We start from the raw sequence: 17,397 nt of genomic DNA on the forward strand, positions 1-17,397 counted from the left end.
GATGACTGAACCATTAATTAAAACGCCTACCACTCACACTTCTATGAATGACGCATCAAAAAAAGAATCACCATTGTTGTTAGATATTGAAAATCTTTCGGTTACTTTCGGGCAAGGTGTGCGCGCTTTTCGTGCAGTCGATGATGTTTCGTTAAAGATTACACAAGGCGAAGTCATCGCAGTCGTGGGTGAATCTGGCTCGGGTAAGTCGGTCACTATGATGGCACTGATGGGGCTACTGCCACCCTCTGCGACTGTCCGTTCCAAGCGTGTGATGTTCGATGATAAAGACATGCTCAGTATGTCAGCCAAAGAAAAACGCGGCATCATGGGCAAAGATATCTCTATGATCTTTCAAAATGCCATGTCTTGCTTAAATCCAAGCTTTACGGTTGAGATGCAACTGGGTGAAGTATTACGTAAGCATCTAGGCTTGCGTGGTTCAGCAGTACAGACACGTATCTTAGAGCTGTTAGAGCTGGTCGAAATGCCCGATGCCAAAAATCGACTCAAGGTTTACCCACATCAACTCTCAGGCGGCATGAGTCAACGAGTTATGATTGCGATGGCAATTGCTTGTGAGCCAAAACTACTCATCGCCGATGAGCCAACCACTGCACTGGATGTCACGGTACAAGCACAAATCATGGATTTGCTCAACCGATTACAACGCGAAAAACAGATGGCAATGATACTGATTACCCATGACTTGGGTTTGGTCGCGCAAAACTCGCGTGATGTCGCGGTCATGTATGCCGGACAAATGGTCGAAACCAGTACCGTGCCGGAGATTTTTCAAAAGCCTGCTCACCCTTATACTGAGGCGTTGCTACAAGCCATTCCAGAGCTGGCTATCGGTCAAGACCGTCTGAACAGCTTACCCGGTGTCGTACCCAGCCAATACGATCGCCCGAGTGGTTGCTTATTGTCTCCTCGCTGCCCGTACAAAGAATCGGCTTGTGAAGTGCCACCGCCCATATTGGATACGCCCAATGGCAAGGTGCGCTGTATTCATCCAGAGTTGCCGAGCTTGCCTTCTAATTCATCTACCTCTCACGCTGCTACCTTGGAGTCACAAGTATGAGTAATAAAGTGGTCCTGAAAGCAGACAATCTACATAAACACTACCCAGTATCGCAAGGGTTGGGTAAAGCAAAAGCTTACGTTAAAGCATTGAATGGTGTGTCGTTTGAGCTTGAGGCTGGCAAGACACTGGCCGTCGTCGGTGAATCAGGCTGCGGTAAATCTACTCTTGCCCGCCAGCTAACACTCATCGAAGAACCTACTCATGGCGAGCTATTTATCAATGATGAAGGCACTACCGGCTATAGCAGAAAAGCGCTAAAAGAGCTGCGTACCGAAATTCAAATGGTGTTTCAAAACCCTTATGGCAGCCTCAATCCACGCCATACTATCGGTTATCAGTTGACGGAACCATTAGATATTCATACCAAACTGTCCAAAGATGAAAAGCGTGACAAAATCAACGAGATGATGCGAAATGTCGGTCTGCGTCCCGAACACGCTGGCCGTTATCCGCATATGTTTTCTGGAGGTCAGCGCCAACGTATTGCCCTCGCCCGCGCCATGATGCTCAACCCTAAAATTGTCGTCGCTGATGAGCCAACTTCCGCGCTCGATGTATCGATTCAAGCGCAAGTCTTGAATCTGTTTATGGACTTGCAGGACGAGTATCGTACTGCTTACGTCTTTATCTCGCATAACTTGTCAGTCGTGCGTCATGTGGCTGATGATGTGATGGTGATGTATTTAGGTCAGGCTGTCGAACACGGTCCTAAAGAAGCGATTTATAATGCGCCAAAACACCCATATACCATCGCCCTATTGGCTGCGGCACCAACGGTAAATGGTCATAAGAACGATTTAACGCTACAAGGTGAGCTACCAAGCCCGCTCAATCCACCAAGTGGCTGCGCCCTGCACAAACGCTGCCCATATGCCAAGCAGCAATGTAGCGAGATAGAGCCGCAACTGCGCGAGTGGGACGGTCGATTGGTGGCTTGTTTACGTTTAGAAGAAATATATGGATAAGCGCCATCTGATGTTTAGCGGTACATTAGCTTACACTGTGCTGCTAGCAATGACTGCTGCCCAAGCAAACGACTCTACTGGCTACATAGGTACAGGCGGTGTTGAATATCTTAAAAATAAAAATATCAGCATGCACAGTGAAGACTTATATATCTCCAAAGATAAAATCCGCGTCAATTATGAGTTTAAAAACTTAAGCAATAAGGATATTACCGAAACCGTTTTATTTCCTATGCCCGCTGTTCCTAGTTTTACAGGCTCAGATTTTGCTGATACTAGCGAAACTTATAATAATTTTAAACTTTGGGTCAATGGCAAACCCATTGATCCAGAACTACATGTTCGCACTTTTATGTACCCAATAGTCTTCAAAGATGGCGATAGAACCTATGCAGACACCTCTATTGATACGACTGAAATATTTAAATCCTGTGGTCTTAACGAGGCTGATATGATGGGACCTTGGACGTATCAAGTTGACACTGAATATGTCAATCAACAGCTTTTAGATTGTAATAATAAGGCACTAGATAGATTCATCTATGATAGAGAAAGTCTTTATATACCTTGGGATTCGCAGGTTATCTATAGTTGGGAGCAAAAATTCAAAGCCAATGCGACGACCAAAATCAAGCATTCATATACACCGCTTGTAGGTGGCTCAGTTCATCTAGGTGAAGAACAATTCCCAGATTTTTGCGTAGACAGTTCAACTCAGAGAGGATTTCACAAGGGTGGTGGTCGTCCCTATCATGCCTTAAGCTATATATTGACTACGGGGGCTAACTGGGCCAAACCGATTAGCAATTTCAAACTTACCGTAGAACGCGATCCTAATGAATTGGTGTCGTTTTGCTGGAAAGGAAAGGGTAAAGTCAAAAAGGTAAGCGCAACGACGTTTGAGATTAAAGAGACTAACTTTATGCCAACGCACGATGTTGATGTGGCTTTTATTATGAAGTAAAGTTTAGTTTGTAGAGTGTACCCAGCGCATCGATAAAACTTGTTTCGACGGTCATCTTGTCGCTGGGTTTTCGTGAACAAAACCAAGCAAAAAAACAAAAATATTAGCCTCAGCATCTGATGCTTTAAAAGCGGGGAAATATGCGAAGCATGCGTCGGTGTTCTTTAAAGGCTAAGCAATATTTACCACACCGCGGCACTTAGGAAATTTGCTACAACCAAAAAAGGCTTGACCTTGATTCAGGCCTTTTTTTGCTACTCGCTTGATCATCTCTCCATTACATTTCGGGCAAGTTGGCGCTTGAACGAGATTAGCAGTAGGGTTTGTCGCCTCAAATATTGCAGGTGCTTCCACCTGTGGCTCAAGCTCTACAACCTCAAACGGTGTAAGAAACACTTTATTAGCCATATCATATGGTGTATTTGTCTGCTGAGTACTAAAACTATCAACTGGTAAATCGCTAGATTCAATCTCAGTCTGACCCGACCATCGCAGCACTTCTCTACTTTTCAGCGTGGCTCGTTTAGCGGTTTCTTTTATTACCGGCTCGAGTGTAGGCTTACTGGCAGTTTTAGCAATTGTTTTATCAGTAGAGTTACTGCTAGGCTGTTTGTTTGAGGGGCTATGCTTGTCTTTTAGATAGGCTTTATGCTCTCTATTGGTGCGCCAAGATTTGCTAAATCTGTTGCTATTAATCTGCTCAACGATAGACTTGACCTCGTCTTCAGTCAGTATCTCATCTTGTTTCTTCTTCACATAAGAGACCATCCCACCTGTCAATACGTGTTCAGGTAACTCATCACGAGTTTTCAGCTCACACTCACCGATGAAAGCAATCATCGAATGAAAGTAGCTCAGCTCCAATCCTAATAAATCTGCGAGAGTCCTAATGTGCAAGTAGTTTTGGCGTAATGGGTTTTGGAATTTATACTTACTTCCATTTGGGAAAGCTTGCGTCCACTGCTTTTGCTTTTCGCTACCATATATCCAGCCTTTATAATTCTTGGTTTCGATGACAAAGATGCCGTATACAGAGACGATAATATGATCGATTTGGGTACTGCCACCATTGGCTCTTGGCAAGGTAATACTGTTTAATCGGTGATAGACATTTTTTTCTAATTTTAGCCACATGGCGACGTTGATGACGGTTTCACCTAGGAAACCTTTAAAGCTGGATTTTAGGGACATGGTTTTTTTCTTGAAAGTGGTTATGAAAAAATAAATAACGTTCAATATCAATATACTAATTACTTTTGGTTAAAATTACCGATCTACAATTGCTGTTCTGACGATAGTTAAACCAATGACGCCAAGCAATGCCCCTGTAACTTTATCGATGTAATAAGCAACTTGGGTAAATTTAGCGCGTACTTTGCGAGTCGACAATAGAAATATGACAGCAGTGTCCCACGCGAATACCACAACAGTCATCCAAACACCTAAGCCCAATTTGAACACAAAACTTATTTCTGGTGTCAACACTACAGTGAATAAACTGAGATAAAAGAGTAGATTTTTAGGATTAAATATTCCAGACAAAAACCCTGCAGTAAATTCCTTTAAAAAAGTTGTCTTAGGTATATTTGAATGGGCTGATTGGGCTACCTGAAATTGGTCATACGCATCTTTTCGTGCGCGTAACGCCTGTATCCCAAGGTACATTAAAAACAACCCACCAATGATTTTTAGCGTAATCATAATAGGTGCAGAGGCGGCTAAAATTGAGCCAACACCAATTAGACATAGACCGATGTACACTGCATTAGCAAAGGTGATACCGAGCGCAACCCCTATTGCGTCTTTACTGTCGTTCTTAATCGCACTCTTTACGATCAATACAAAATCCGGTCCAGGACTCAATAGTGCAAGAAAATGCGCCAAGCCGACCGTGATAAAAATACTCAACAAATCCCAGTTCATAATTAGTCCGTACTCTGTTTTTTTTAATTATGGACTAAATACCACTATGAATACACTGATTATTTAGCCAATAAAAAGAGCCACCAGATTTCTCCGGCAGCTCTTTTTTTAAATACTGACTAAGTTAGGTTTATTACACCAAACTATTTACTGCTTCAACCACAGCATCAGTGGTAATACCGAACTCTTTGTATAACTGATCTGCAGGAGCAGATTCACCATAAGTCGTCATGCCGATGACTTTGCCATCTAAACCAACAAACTTATACCAGTAATCCACATGCGCGGCTTCGACTGCAACGCGAGCGCGAATATTGGCAGGCAATACCGCTTCACGATAGCTAGCATCTTGCTCAACGAAAATCTCAGCACATGGCATAGAAACGACACGAACGCCAACACCATTTGCGCTCAACGTTTCATATGCTTGCATCGCTAGGCCAACTTCTGAACCAGTCGCGATGATGATGGCTTGTAGCTCGCCTTGCTCTTTCGCAAGTACATAACCACCTTTAGTGATGTTCGCTACTTGCTCGCTATCACGGGCTTGATGTGGCAAGCTTTGACGACTAAAAATCAATGCTGATGGATTATGTTCAGACTTAATAGCTTCTACCCAAGCACTGGCAGATTCGGTCGCATCACAAGGACGCCATGTGCGTAGATTTGGCGTGGTACGTAGGCTAGTCAATTGCTCAACTGGCTGATGCGTTGGGCCATCTTCACCCAGACCGATAGAGTCATGCGTATAGACATGGATGACGCGCTGCTTCATGAGTGCACCCATGCGTACCGCGTTACGTGCGTATTCCATAAACATCAGGAACGTTGCGACGTAAGGGATAAAACCGCCATGCAATGCGATGCCATTAGCAATCGCGGTCATGCCGAACTCACGTACGCCATAATAGATATAATTGCCGTCAGCATCTTTCTCGATGCCTTTAGCGCCTTTGAATAGCGTGAGGTTCGAGCCAGCTAGATCCGCTGAACCGCCTAGCAATTCTGGTAATAATGGCTGCAAAGTATTAATAGCATTTTGACTGGCTTTACGACTGGCGACATCACCGCCCGCTTCTTGTGTTTGCTGAATGTAGGCTTGTGCTTGGCTATCAAAGTCAGCAGGCAAATCACCATTTAGACGACGCAATAGCTCAGACGCCAGTTCAGGATAGGCTTTTTTATACGCGTCAAAGTCAGCATCCCAGTTCTTTTGTTGTACGTCACCTTTAGCTTTAGCATCCCACGCTTCATAGATTTCATCATCTAATTCAAACGGTGCATGTTTCCAAGACAATGCATCACGAGTCAAGGCGATTTCGTCATCACCTAGTGGTGCGCCATGACTGGCTGCTAAGCCTTGTTTGTTCGGGCTACCCGCACCGATTGTGGTTTTACAAATCAGAAGACTTGGTTTAGTAGTCTCTTTTAGCGCTTGTTCAGTTGCTTGCGTAATCGCATCCGCATCATGACCATCGACTTTGATAACTTGCCAGCCATAAGACTCAAAACGCGCCTCAGTATCATCTGTGAACCAGCCTTCGACATTACCATCGATAGAGATACCATTGTCATCATAGAAGAAGACCAGCTTGCCAAGACCTAACGTGCCAGCCAGTGAACACACTTCATGACTGATACCTTCCATCAAGCAACCATCGCCTAAAAATGCATAGGTATTGTGGTCTACGACATTATGGCCTTCACGATTGAACTGTGCCGCTAGCGTTTTCTCTGCAATCGCAAAACCAACCGCATTGGCAATACCTTGACCTAGCGGACCAGTAGTTGTCTCGACACCTGGTGTATAGCCAAGCTCAGGATGACCTGGGGTTTTTGAATGCAGCTGACGGAAACCTTTCAGATCATCAACGCTGACGTCATAACCAGATAAATGCAGCAATGAGTAAATAAGCATCGAGCCATGACCGTTCGATAATACAAAGCGATCACGGTTGTGCCACTGCGGGTCAGCAGGATTATGCTTCAAAAACTTGCGCCACAAAACTTCGGCAATATCGGCCATACCCATTGGCGCGCCTGGATGTCCAGAGTTGGCTTTTTGAACCGCATCAAACGACAGTACACGGATGGCATTGGCTAATTTACGTTCGCTAATTGGAGCTGGCATAGAGTGTCCTAGTATTGGGCTAAGAGGAGAGTTTACTCAAAGGAGTATAAGCATAAGGACGCCAAATGCGCCCCTAAGTTATAGACTATAAAATCAAAGTATAATATTAACATATTTGCTATGAGGCTAGCTAAGAAATGGTATGACAGAATCGTTTGTGTTTAATAATTATTCATATCAGTTTTATCAAACTACCCTATATTAAAAAGCTGTGAGTCATCTTAGTAACTCACAGCTAGTATAAGCAATATAGCTATTAAACTGAAATAGTCTCAGCACCGCCCATAAACGGACGCAATACTTCTGGAATGGTGATGCTACTATCAGCGTTTTGATGATTTTCCATCACTGCCAATAGTGTACGACCCACTGCCAAGCCTGAACCATTTAGCGTGTGTGCTAAGCTGGTTTGTTTGCCGTCTTTGACACGTGTGCCCATACGGCGCGCTTGGAAGTCACCGCAGTTAGAGCAGCTAGAGATTTCGCGATAGGTATCTTGGCTCGGTAACCATACTTCGATGTCATAGGTCTTTTGTGCTGCGAAACCCATATCACCAGTACATAGCTGAACAGTGCGGTATGGTAGGTTCAACTGCTGCAAGATATATTCAGCTTGTCCAGTCATTGCTTCTAGTAACTCATCAGACTGCTCAGCCGTGGCAATATTGACCATCTCGACTTTTTCAAACTGATGCTGACGGATCAGACCACGAGTATCACGCCCATGAGAGCCCGCCTCACTACGGAAACAAGGCGTATGCGCGGTAAACTTAAGCGGTAATTCACTGATGTCCAAACGCTCGCCACGTACCAAATTGGTCATTGGCACTTCAGCAGTAGGAATGAGATAAAAGTCCATATCTTCGTTGTTTGTATGATTTTTGAGCTTAAACAAATCATCTTCAAACTTAGGCAGCTGTCCTGTACCTTTTAGGCTATCTGAATTCACAATATAAGGCACATAGGTCTCAAGATAGCCGTACTTCATGGTATGGGTATTGAGCATAAATTGAATCAGGGCGCGATGCATTTGCGCCAACTGTCCTTTTAGCACATTAAAGCGGCTACCAGTCAGCTTGGTCGCTGCTTCAAAGTCGAGCATGCCAAGTGTCTCGCCAATATAAGTGTGATCTTGAATCTCAAAATCAAACGTACGCGGCGTGCCCCACTTGCGCACTTCTACGTTATCATCTTCTGACGTACCCACTGGCACATCGGCTGCTGGAATATTTGGAATTTGCATAGCAGCTTTGTTGATACGCTCTTGTAGAGTGCGCAGCTCGTCTTCGGCTGTTTTAATCTCACCACTGACATTCTGCATCTCAGCCAATAGCTCACTGGCATCTTCGCCTGACTTTTTCAAAGCACCCACTTGCTTAGCACCCGCATTACGGCTCGACTGCAACTCTTCGGTTTTGATCTGCAAAGATTTACGTTCTGACTCAACCGTTTGCCAAAAATCTATGTCAAGTGCATAACCACGAGTGGCCAGTTGCTGTTGTAAATCGCTTAAATCGCCGCGTAAGAGTTTTGGATCAATCATAATAGTTGCCTGTAACGCTAGAAGTGAGGAAGAGGTTCGAAAGTGTTATTTTTAAAGATACTGTTTTTAAAGGTGCTGATTTTATCAAAATAAGTGATAGCCGCTATAATACCAAGACACAGCAGATTTGACCATGTTTTGACCGCTGCTGATTGAATTTTCATTTATTACTTTCATTATCCGTAGCCAGTTATATTTGCTTTAAATACATCTCTCAAAGTTCAGCTTACCTCAATAAGCCTCGCCCATCTTTATTAAAACCATTAATATCACCTCTATCAACGAACAGAGCGGCTTATATGTTTCATTTAGAGGTACTTTTCGGTAAGATAAGCGCATACCTTTTATTCGACTTCTAGCCAAGTACGACGTAGCTGCTACGTTTTGTCGATTTAAACCCAACACTTTCAATACAAGTATTTGAGAAACCTTTATGGCCTTGTACCCCTATACGCTACAACCTGTCGCCTTAAACCTAACTGAGGCAGAATTTCACCAAGCACAATACGAGCTATTTGCCAGTGCCAGCCCTTCTTTCGGTCTAAAAAGCATCAAAATGAAAGAATGGATCATTATGGCGGTAACCGTGGTACTAGCGATCGCAGGGTTGGTTTTTGTCACCGGCTACTCAACCATTATCTTTTGGCTGATGTTAGTTTCAGTCGTCATTTATTTACTGGTTCGTACCCTTGGCTTTAAATGGTATGTGAAAAGAGAGTTTGACAAGCAAGTGGCCGATCAAGAGATGCCAGACGAGATGCGTCAGATGAAATTGGGCGTACAAAAGCATGGCCTCGTCATGGCAATGCCAGTGAATCAGCCTGACACATTTAATAACAACCAAATGCGCGGCATGCAAATGCGAGCAGGCACGACCCAGCAAGCCGTCATTCCATGGTCAGCTGTCAAAAGCTGGGATGAGACGGACGACTATATCTTTATGATGTTTGAGATGAAAGGTCAACAAGGCAGCCAAATTGTACCAAAACGCTTAGAAGCACAGAAGTTTCCGATCGATACGGTACGTCAGCATTTGCAAGAAGTTATCCCCGTTAAAGGCTTAAATCCTGAAAACTTACAGCCGCCAGCATAAAATAGTAGAAGACTTCTTTATCGCTTACTATATGAGCGATAAAGAAATGATCAATAAAAAACACTTTTTACAAAACCAATCATAATTATAAATTTATTGAAATTAACTTATCGATGGTGCTCTGCTATTATAATAGTTATCAAAAGAAAGGTGATAATTGCTCTAAATTATATGAATGTATAGTTATGATTTTAGCTTAAGCTGACGCCATTCTATATGGCAGTTTTATCATACTATTTTCTAAGATTGTTACTTTTTAAGGCTGAAAAGCGTTAATATATTAACGAGCATAGTAATGCAGCACACGAGTTGCTACACTTCTCATCTTCTTCATTTAATGTTTTATCTCAACACTCAAACTATAAGGATAATATTATGAGTAACGCTACTAATCAAATCGGTCTAGAAAAAGCTGACATGAGCGAAGTCATTGCACAACTAAACAATTTATTATCAACTTATCACGTATTTTATTTAAACGTCCGTGGCTATCACTGGAATGTAAAAGGTGAGCATTTTTTCACCTTGCATCCAAAGTTTGAAGAATTGTATACCGCGCTACAATTACAAATTGATGAAATCGCTGAACGTATTTTAACTTTGGGCGGCACACCGCTGCATGCTTATAGCGATTTTACTCAGCATACTAGCATTCAAGAAGATAAAAACGTCAAAGATGGCAATGCTTGTGTGAAAGGTGTGGTAACGGGTTTACAAGCTTTGATTACAGAGCAGCGTAAAGTATCTGCTCTAGCAGCAGACAGCGAAGATCAAGGAACAGCTGACCTCGTAGATGCCTATGTACAAGAGCAAGAAAAGCTCATCTGGATGTATAACGCCTTTTTGGGTTAATCATTGCTAAAAAAACAGTACATAACTAAAATCTAAATCATAAAAAAGCACCTACTTTAGGTGCTTTTTTTGTACTTGCTGTTGCTAATGAAACCTTATTTTTGCATCCATTGACGCATTTTTTCGCGCTCAGCAGGCGTGGCTTGTAACCAAATTTGCATAAATTGATCTAAGGTATTAGCAGATGAATTAACGCTAGTGATTTGCTTAGTGGTCGCTACCGTACCCGTATTCACATTCGGTTGATCTAATGCGGCAATCGCACGCTGATTCTGTAGCTCTGCATCATCTGCTCCGCCAAACACACCGCCGAACGCCTTGCCTAAACCTGACAACAATCCACCTTGATTACCAGCGATACCTTGCTGACTTGCAACCACAGTATTGTTTTTCTCTACTGCCAGTATCGGACGTTTGGCATATTCTTTAGCTGCTGCATACTCTTCTGGCTGATTCGGCATGGTCAGACGATAGGTTTGATTGTCCGCCAATTCTGCCGTCACGCTCACATTACCCGAACGTAAATAGTCATGCTCATCACGGCGCAAGTCATATAAGCGGTCATACTTCGCAGTAATCGCATGTTGACCCGGCTGAAGCGTAAACTTTTTAGTCAATGGTTGAAAAGCGCTCTGCTGCACTTCTTGCCCATTAATAGCCGTGACTTTGATATGGTCATCAACCAGTAGCGTTACTTCAGCATGCGACAGCATAGAGACAGAGCCTGCACCAATAAGCAACGTGCTGATGGTCAGTTTTTTTAGCAAAGAAGCATTGGATTTCATAAGTGATTCCATTAATAGTGAAAACGTTTTGGCAATAGTAAAAGCGTTTTGGATAAAAGACTTTAGTTGTTAATGCTAAAAATCGAGTGGCATCGTATGTTGATCTTGTTCCGCTGAATCGTTATCTACTTGTGTCTCTTGCGCAATATCAGCAAGCTCTGCTGCTAGTGTCTGCTCATCAATGGTACGCAATGCGTCAGTGATGACTGCTTTGGATATATTGCTACGCCCAAGGTTCGAAAACATCGGCTGAATATAATTGAGTACTTCCATCATCGCACCGATGCGATGTGGTCCTTCAGTAAGCAAATAATCAATAATTCGATCATCAAACTGCCAACCACGCCGACGCAAGATGGATTGTAATAACGCCTGACGGTCGGCTAAGTCATGACCATTGGGTACTTTAAACGTAGGTGCTTGTGCCAAACGAGTCAGCAAATCCCTCAATTGAAAGGGCAAATCACCAGCAGGCTTATTGGCTGCAAACAACAATTGACGCTGACCTTCACGACTGCGGTTAATCAAATGAAATAAGGCTTCTTGCCATTGACTGCTTTGCTCCAGCACCTCTAAATCATCGATCGCGATTAGATCGAAGTTTTCTAGAGAGGAGAGGACGTGCACATCGGTATGAATCAACTCATTGAGTGACAAACAAATCGCGGACTTGTCCATCTCAATAAATGACTCACAGATAGCAGATAATAAGTGCGACTTGCCCGTAGCAGGACTGCCAAATAGGTACAGCTGACCAATCAGGCCGACATGTAGTTGCCGCACTGCATCAATAATTGACATCCAACCAGGACCGGCGAAGTCACTTAGACTTGCATCATGCTTAATGTCCAGATTGAGACTTAGCTGTGCTTCTGCCATGAATCATCAACTCGTTTTGCGTAATGCAATAAATAAAAGGATAAATTATTAATAACTGTCTTTGAGATGCTCTTATACTACCTGATATAAACTTGCTGCGTTAGCATCTCGTTGTTTTAATCGAGAGTATATCTGAGAATTACCTAATCAAAAGTCATCTTGTTAACGACCAACTGGATAACGGCTGATACTGTCAATACTGCGCCTATATATAACATATTTGCAAAATGACTGACAAGTCTTTTACCTATTAAGCCTTATCAATCACCATTTATTATCCGTCATCAATTTTACTATCCCATTATGATGACCTCGTTACTCTAACGATAAAATACTTATCTCTTCTCAAACAAAGCCAATTGCTTACGACCTTTATAAAAATCAGTCGAACGATAGTAGATGTATAAATGGCGAAACAGTACATTAAGCACGGCAGACACTGGCAGTGCGATGAGCATACCAACGAAACCCAATAAGCTTGCGCCTGCCAATACTGCAAAAATCACCCAAAGCGGCGATAGACCTATCTTATCACCCAATAGTAACGGCTGTAGGATATAACCTTCGGCGGCTTGCCCAACTAAAAACGCTCCGACAATCAGCGACAAATACGTCCAATTTAGCCCAAACTGGAACAGGCAGGCGATAATGGCAGCGATAAAACCAATGCCAAAACCCAAATAAGGAACAAAGCTAGCAATACCGGCAACCATACCAATAATAAGCCCAAGCTCAAGCCCAATAAGCTGTAATTGCACCGCATAAATAGCGCCCAATAAGACCATCACCAATAGCTGACCTTTGATAAATGCCATCAATGCAAGGTCACACTCTCGAGCAATCTGAATGACTTTTTCGCTATACGCAGCGGGAATCGCCAGCTTCCATGTCTGCAGACGCTGATCCCAATTGAACAAAAAATAAAAGGTTAAAATCGGTACTAGCACAATGAGTCCAGCATTATTGATGAAGTTCATGCTCGACACCAATATTTGGTTCATCATGGTACTGGCATCTTCAAACTTATAATTGGTCTGCATGTATTCAACCAATGTCTCAGAAAACCCTTTAGACTCCAACTCTGGCAGATTGATACGACTGTTGTTAACGAACCATTCACGTACGACTTCATTATACCAAGTTAAGACCTTAGGCAGATACTCCCACGCCGCTTGCAACTGATGCCACAAAGTCGGTATTAACCACCAAAGCAGTAGCACCATTCCTAAAGTGATGGTGGAATAGACAATGATAATCGCCACCCAGCGTTTGATATACTTCGATAAGCGTTTGACCAGCGGATTGAACAAATAAGCCAGTACGAAAGCAAAGACAAACGGTATAATGACTGGCATCATCAAATACAGTAACAATATACCCACCACCATCGCAACGACAATAAATAAGCGCCGAAAAAAAGGATCTATTGGTTGGTTCATCATGACAAGGAATCCTATGATAGGCTGATTTAAGATGGAGGTATAATTGAAAGAAATGATACGTCTTATCGTACAACAACGGCGTAATAGCGAACTGTTATCGACAATAAATTTAGCGTTCCATTATCGCAGAGTACAGCAAAAAATCCGTCATTTTTTGTTTCTTAACTTTTTATTTACTACTTAAAGTCAGTCTTCGTGAAATATCCGCCAAATATCCGCAAGTTGCTTTGCGAGTAAGGGTCATTTTTGGGTATAATGCGCGCACTATATTCAGAATTAACACGACCAACTCGATTTTCTACTGACAGACCTTCATTCCCTATAAAATTTGTGAGATGACCATGAGTAACAAGCCTTCTTTAAGCTACAAAGATGCTGGTGTTGATATTGATGCTGGCGATGCGTTGGTACAACGTATTAAATCAGTGGCAAAAGCCACCTCTCGTCCTGAAGTTGTGGGCGGACTTGGCGGCTTTGGAGCGCTTTGTCGTATACCAACTGGTTACACCTCACCGTTATTAGTTTCAGGTACTGATGGTGTGGGCACCAAACTTAAACTGGCGTTACAGCTAAACCGTCACGACACGATCGGTATCGACTTGGTCGCCATGTGCGTCAACGATTTATTGGTTTGCGGTGCAGAGCCATTATTTTTCTTAGATTACTATGCGACTGGCAAGCTTGATATTGATGTAGCAGCGACTGTGGTCACTGGTATTGGTGAAGGCTGTAAGTTATCAAACTGTGCCCTGATCGGCGGCGAAACCGCTGAGATGCCAGGTATGTATCAAGACGACGATTATGACTTGGCAGGCTTTTGTGTCGGTGTGGTCGAAGAAGCAGAAGTCATCACTGGCGAAAACGTCGCGGAAGGCGATGTATTGATCGCTCTTGCCTCAAGTGGTGCACACTCAAACGGTTATTCATTGGTACGTAAAGTCATCGAAGTCAGCGGCATTGATGTGACGAGCAGTGATGAGCAATTAGACGGTCAGCCTATCCAAGACGCGTTAATGGCCCCTACTCGCATCTATGTTAAAGCGATTAAAGCGTTGCAAGATACTCTTGGTAGCTCAGCGCTGCATGCAATGTCACATATCACTGGTGGCGGCTTAACCGATAATTTACCACGTGTATTACCAGAGAATTTAGCTGCTAGCATTGATACGACTAGCTGGCAGTTCTCAGAGCTATTCACTTGGTTACAAACCCAAGGAAATATTGAACAAAGCGAGATGTACCGCACCTTTAACTGCGGCGTTGGTTTTGTCATTGTCGTGCCTAAAGATAAAGCAGATGCGGCCATTCAAACTTTGAACGATGCTGGTGAAAAAGCTTGGCAATTAGGCGAAATGGTGAAGCGCGAAGCGGATTCTGTGGTGTACCGTTAATGTCAGACAGTCAAAAAAAAATTGATAATAACCCTTTACGGATTGCTGTACTGGTCTCTGGTAGTGGTAGCAACTTGCAAGTACTGATAGATGCGATGCAAGCTGGCGCACTGCCGATTGAGATTGTTGGCGTCATTAGTAACCGTGAAGATGCTTATGCCATCACCCGTGCAAAAGACGCTGACATTCCCGTAGCCGTATTGTCACATGTTGCTAGCGGCAAACGCATGGGAATCAAGACCTTTGAGAATCATGCCAGCAGCCAACTAGCCTTATGGCAACCAGATCTCATTGTGTTAGCTGGTTTTATGCGTGTCTTGAGTGCAGATTTTATCGATAATGCACCAGCGCCGATGATTAATCTGCACCCCTCTTTACTACCTATCTATAAAGGCCTTGATACCCATCAGCGTGCGATACAAGCAGGTGAGCGACATCATGGCTGTAGTATTCATGTCGTCACCGCTGAGCTCGACGCGGGTACTGTTTTGACCCAAGCGCTGTTAGAGATACATCAAAGAGACACTGCCGATAGCTTGCAAGCACGCGTGCAAAAGCTTGAGCATCAATTGCTCCCTTGGACGATTTTATTATTGGCCAAAGGCGCACTCTCGCTAGACCATGCTCAAGCAGCCAATCAACAAAGTATGTCTTTACCAACGCTACCATTAAAACTATATTTGAACGACTGAGTAAGTAGCGACAGTCACAAATTATCAGGCACCAACTATCAAGCTTAAACTCTTTGCATAAAAAAGCCCAGTCACTCAATGAATGACTGGGCTTTCTAATAGCTACCTTTAAAATCTTCTAAAGCATATTAATCCCGAAGACGTCAGCTATTATTGACTTTTATGAACATGTAGCCCTTTAATATTTACAAATTCTTTGATACCAAAACCGCCATGCTCGCGACCATGACCTGAGTTTTTCACTCCACCAAATGGCAACGCTGGATTTGCAAGACCGTAACCATTGATGTAGACCATGCCCGTATCAAACTCTTCACGCGCTAGGCGAATGGCTTTGTCTTCGTCTTTAGAGAAGATAGCACCGCCCAAACCGTAGCGACTGTCATTGGCAATGCGTAATGCATCATCTTGGTCTTTGGCTCGTATTAATGAGGCGACAGGACCAAATAATTCGTCATCATAGGCAGGTTGGCCTTTTTCGACATTCTCCAAGATAGTTGCTGGATAAAAACTGCCTTTGCCTTCTGGCAATTGACCACCAACAGCAATCGTTGCGCCTTTTGCCACACTATCTTCTACTTGCTCATGCAATTTTTCTTGTAAATCTTTACGAGCTAATGGACCAAGATCAGAGGCATCATCCATCGGATCGCCAGATTTAGCGTCTGCAAACTTTTTGACAATGCGTTCACGGAAATCATTGTATAAGCTATCAACGATGATAAAGCGCTTAGCGGCGACACAAGTTTCACCATTATTAATGAGACGCGCTTGGGTACAAGTTTCTACCGCTAACTCTACATCAGCATCTTCTAAGACAATAAAAGCATCGTTTGAGCCTAATTCTAGCACCACCTTTTTAATGGCTTTTGCTGCTTGCTGACCCACAATGCTACCAGCGCCGTCGCTACCTGTCAGTGTGACACCGCGCACTTTGTCATGACCGATTAATGCTTCTGATTGGTCGTGATCGATTAAAATCGTACGGAACAAATCGTTTGGTAACTCTGACTCATGGAAGATTTTTTCGATTAACAAGCCTGAACCAGTCACGTTTGACGCGTGCTTGAGTAAAATACTATTACCTGCCATCAAATTTGCGATGGTATAACGGAATACTTGGTAAGCAGGAAAGTTCCATGGCTGCATGCCATAGATGACACCGATAGGCTGATAAGTCACAATACCTTTCTTCAAGCCTTCAATATCACGCTCATCGTCAGCAAGTGCAGCCACCCCTTTTTCTGCGGTATAGTCGCAAATTGCTTTACACAAATCTATTTCTTGCAAACTCTGACTATAGAGCTTGCCACGCTCCTCAGTCATAAGTTTAGACAACTCTTCTTTGTACTTGAGCAATGTCTCACCGATAGAATTGATGACTTTTGCACGCGCTTCGTGGCTGGTTTTACGCCACTCAGTAAATGCTTGGTGCGAGGATTCAACAATCTTGTTCACCTCATCATTACTCATATAATCGTATTCTTTGATCGCTTCACCCGTTGCTGGGTTTATAGTAGTAATATCTGCCATGATTATTATCCTTATTCATTACACTATTTTATTGGTTTGAAAATTGATCGCTTCAACATTTGAAGTTTTAAAAGACACATAAGCCGAGAATCGTCATTTTTATAAATGGATATGGTT

The 17,397-nt window shown here is 43.2% G+C and carries 15 protein-coding genes; 7 read left to right on the forward strand and 8 right to left on the reverse strand.

The genetic code is table 11. The features are described from left to right. Window position 1: 1 nt before the first annotated feature. The 3 genes from Q6344_10910 to Q6344_10920 are packed head-to-tail and all read left to right on the forward strand — an operon-like array spanning window position 2 to window position 3,016. Window positions 2-1,084, forward strand: coding sequence for an ABC transporter ATP-binding protein (locus Q6344_10910; protein WLG13104.1), 1,083 nt, complete (start codon window positions 2-4; stop codon window positions 1,082-1,084). Then, window positions 1,081-2,052 (forward strand): peptide ABC transporter ATP-binding protein, encoded by a 972-nt coding sequence (locus Q6344_10915; protein WLG13105.1) that lies wholly within the window; start codon window positions 1,081-1,083, stop codon window positions 2,050-2,052. The genes Q6344_10910 and Q6344_10915 overlap by 4 nt, the downstream gene beginning before the upstream one ends. After that, window positions 2,045-3,016 (forward strand): DUF4424 family protein, encoded by a 972-nt coding sequence (locus Q6344_10920; GenBank protein ID WLG13106.1) that lies wholly within the window; start codon window positions 2,045-2,047, stop codon window positions 3,014-3,016. Before Q6344_10915 ends, Q6344_10920 begins: the two co-directional genes overlap by 8 nt. Before the next feature lie 171 nt (window positions 3,017-3,187). Here the strand turns inward: Q6344_10920 and Q6344_10925 are convergent, their stop codons facing one another. The 4 genes from Q6344_10925 to serS form a co-directional block, all read right to left on the reverse strand. After that, window positions 3,188-4,207: an NERD domain-containing protein gene (locus tag Q6344_10925; protein WLG13107.1), complete on the reverse strand. Its 1,020-nt coding sequence runs from the start codon at window positions 4,205-4,207 to the stop codon at window positions 3,188-3,190. A gap of 75 nt (window positions 4,208-4,282) precedes the next feature. Beyond that, a complete protein-coding gene (locus Q6344_10930; protein WLG13108.1) occupies window positions 4,283-4,939 on the reverse strand; it encodes a LysE family transporter in 657 nt (218 codons plus the stop codon). A gap of 133 nt (window positions 4,940-5,072) precedes the next feature. Further along, on the reverse strand, window positions 5,073-7,070 hold the full coding sequence (gene tkt, locus Q6344_10935; GenBank protein WLG13109.1) for a transketolase: 1,998 nt from the start codon (window positions 7,068-7,070) through the stop codon (window positions 5,073-5,075). 256 nt (window positions 7,071-7,326) lie between these two features. Beyond that, on the reverse strand, window positions 7,327-8,613 hold the full coding sequence (gene serS, locus Q6344_10940; protein ID WLG13110.1) for a serine--tRNA ligase: 1,287 nt from the start codon (window positions 8,611-8,613) through the stop codon (window positions 7,327-7,329). Between the two features lie 433 nt (window positions 8,614-9,046). Here serS and Q6344_10945 point away from each other — a divergent pair, with 433 nt between their 5' ends. After that, entirely contained in the window at window positions 9,047-9,706 is a 660-nt protein-coding gene (locus Q6344_10945) for a YcxB family protein (GenBank protein ID WLG13111.1), read from the forward strand. Between the two features lie 375 nt (window positions 9,707-10,081). Next, the gene (locus Q6344_10950; protein WLG13112.1) at window positions 10,082-10,558 is read left to right on the forward strand and encodes a Dps family protein; all 477 of its coding nucleotides are present in this window, start codon (window positions 10,082-10,084) and stop codon (window positions 10,556-10,558) included. 95 nt (window positions 10,559-10,653) lie between these two features. Here Q6344_10950 and Q6344_10955 read toward each other — a convergent pair whose 3' ends face one another. The 3 genes from Q6344_10955 to Q6344_10965 form a co-directional block, all read right to left on the reverse strand. Beyond that, complete coding sequence (locus Q6344_10955) at window positions 10,654-11,343, reverse strand: DUF2057 family protein (protein WLG13113.1); 690 nt, start codon at window positions 11,341-11,343, stop codon at window positions 10,654-10,656. Window positions 11,344-11,418: 75 nt separating this feature from the next. Beyond that, window positions 11,419-12,222 carry a DnaA regulatory inactivator Hda gene (gene hda, locus Q6344_10960; GenBank protein WLG13114.1) on the reverse strand — a complete coding sequence of 268 codons (804 nt, stop codon included), beginning with the start codon at window positions 12,220-12,222 and terminating at the stop codon, window positions 11,419-11,421. Between the two features lie 335 nt (window positions 12,223-12,557). Next, window positions 12,558-13,664 (reverse strand): AI-2E family transporter, encoded by a 1,107-nt coding sequence (locus Q6344_10965; GenBank protein WLG13115.1) that lies wholly within the window; start codon window positions 13,662-13,664, stop codon window positions 12,558-12,560. A 341-nt stretch (window positions 13,665-14,005) separates the two neighbouring features. Here Q6344_10965 and purM point away from each other — a divergent pair, with 341 nt between their 5' ends. Further along, the gene (purM, locus tag Q6344_10970) at window positions 14,006-15,055 is read left to right on the forward strand and encodes a phosphoribosylformylglycinamidine cyclo-ligase (GenBank protein WLG13116.1); all 1,050 of its coding nucleotides are present in this window, start codon (window positions 14,006-14,008) and stop codon (window positions 15,053-15,055) included. Then, window positions 15,055-15,747: a phosphoribosylglycinamide formyltransferase gene (purN, locus tag Q6344_10975; GenBank protein ID WLG13117.1), complete on the forward strand. Its 693-nt coding sequence runs from the start codon at window positions 15,055-15,057 to the stop codon at window positions 15,745-15,747. The genes purM and purN overlap by 1 nt, the downstream gene beginning before the upstream one ends. Window positions 15,748-15,897: 150 nt before the next feature. Here the strand turns inward: purN and Q6344_10980 are convergent, their stop codons facing one another. Next, window positions 15,898-17,280 carry an NAD-dependent succinate-semialdehyde dehydrogenase gene (locus Q6344_10980; GenBank protein WLG13118.1) on the reverse strand — a complete coding sequence of 461 codons (1,383 nt, stop codon included), beginning with the start codon at window positions 17,278-17,280 and terminating at the stop codon, window positions 15,898-15,900. Window positions 17,281-17,397: the final 117 nt, after the last annotated feature.

Source organism: Psychrobacter cibarius, assembly GCA_030686115.1.
Taxonomy (GTDB): Bacteria; Pseudomonadota; Gammaproteobacteria; order Pseudomonadales; family Moraxellaceae; genus Psychrobacter; species Psychrobacter cibarius_C.

Coding starts and splice junctions, on each gene's coding strand:
- Q6344_10925 (WLG13107.1), bottom strand. CDS start 4,207: ATGTCCCTAAAATCCAGCTTTAAAGGTTTCCTAGGTGAAACCGTCATC.
- Q6344_10950 (WLG13112.1), top strand. CDS start 10,082: ATGAGTAACGCTACTAATCAAATCGGTCTAGAAAAAGCTGACATGAGC.
- Q6344_10945 (WLG13111.1), top strand. CDS start 9,047: ATGGCCTTGTACCCCTATACGCTACAACCTGTCGCCTTAAACCTAACT.
- Q6344_10965 (WLG13115.1), bottom strand. CDS start 13,664: ATGATGAACCAACCAATAGATCCTTTTTTTCGGCGCTTATTTATTGTC.
- purM (WLG13116.1), top strand. CDS start 14,006: ATGAGTAACAAGCCTTCTTTAAGCTACAAAGATGCTGGTGTTGATATT.
- purN (WLG13117.1), top strand. CDS start 15,055: ATGTCAGACAGTCAAAAAAAAATTGATAATAACCCTTTACGGATTGCT.
- Q6344_10955 (WLG13113.1), bottom strand. CDS start 11,343: ATGAAATCCAATGCTTCTTTGCTAAAAAAACTGACCATCAGCACGTTG.
- hda (WLG13114.1), bottom strand. CDS start 12,222: ATGGCAGAAGCACAGCTAAGTCTCAATCTGGACATTAAGCATGATGCA.
- Q6344_10920 (WLG13106.1), top strand. CDS start 2,045: ATGGATAAGCGCCATCTGATGTTTAGCGGTACATTAGCTTACACTGTG.
- Q6344_10910 (WLG13104.1), top strand. CDS start 2: ATGACTGAACCATTAATTAAAACGCCTACCACTCACACTTCTATGAAT.
- tkt (WLG13109.1), bottom strand. CDS start 7,070: ATGCCAGCTCCAATTAGCGAACGTAAATTAGCCAATGCCATCCGTGTA.
- Q6344_10915 (WLG13105.1), top strand. CDS start 1,081: ATGAGTAATAAAGTGGTCCTGAAAGCAGACAATCTACATAAACACTAC.
- Q6344_10930 (WLG13108.1), bottom strand. CDS start 4,939: ATGAACTGGGATTTGTTGAGTATTTTTATCACGGTCGGCTTGGCGCAT.
- Q6344_10980 (WLG13118.1), bottom strand. CDS start 17,280: ATGGCAGATATTACTACTATAAACCCAGCAACGGGTGAAGCGATCAAA.
- serS (WLG13110.1), bottom strand. CDS start 8,613: ATGATTGATCCAAAACTCTTACGCGGCGATTTAAGCGATTTACAACAG.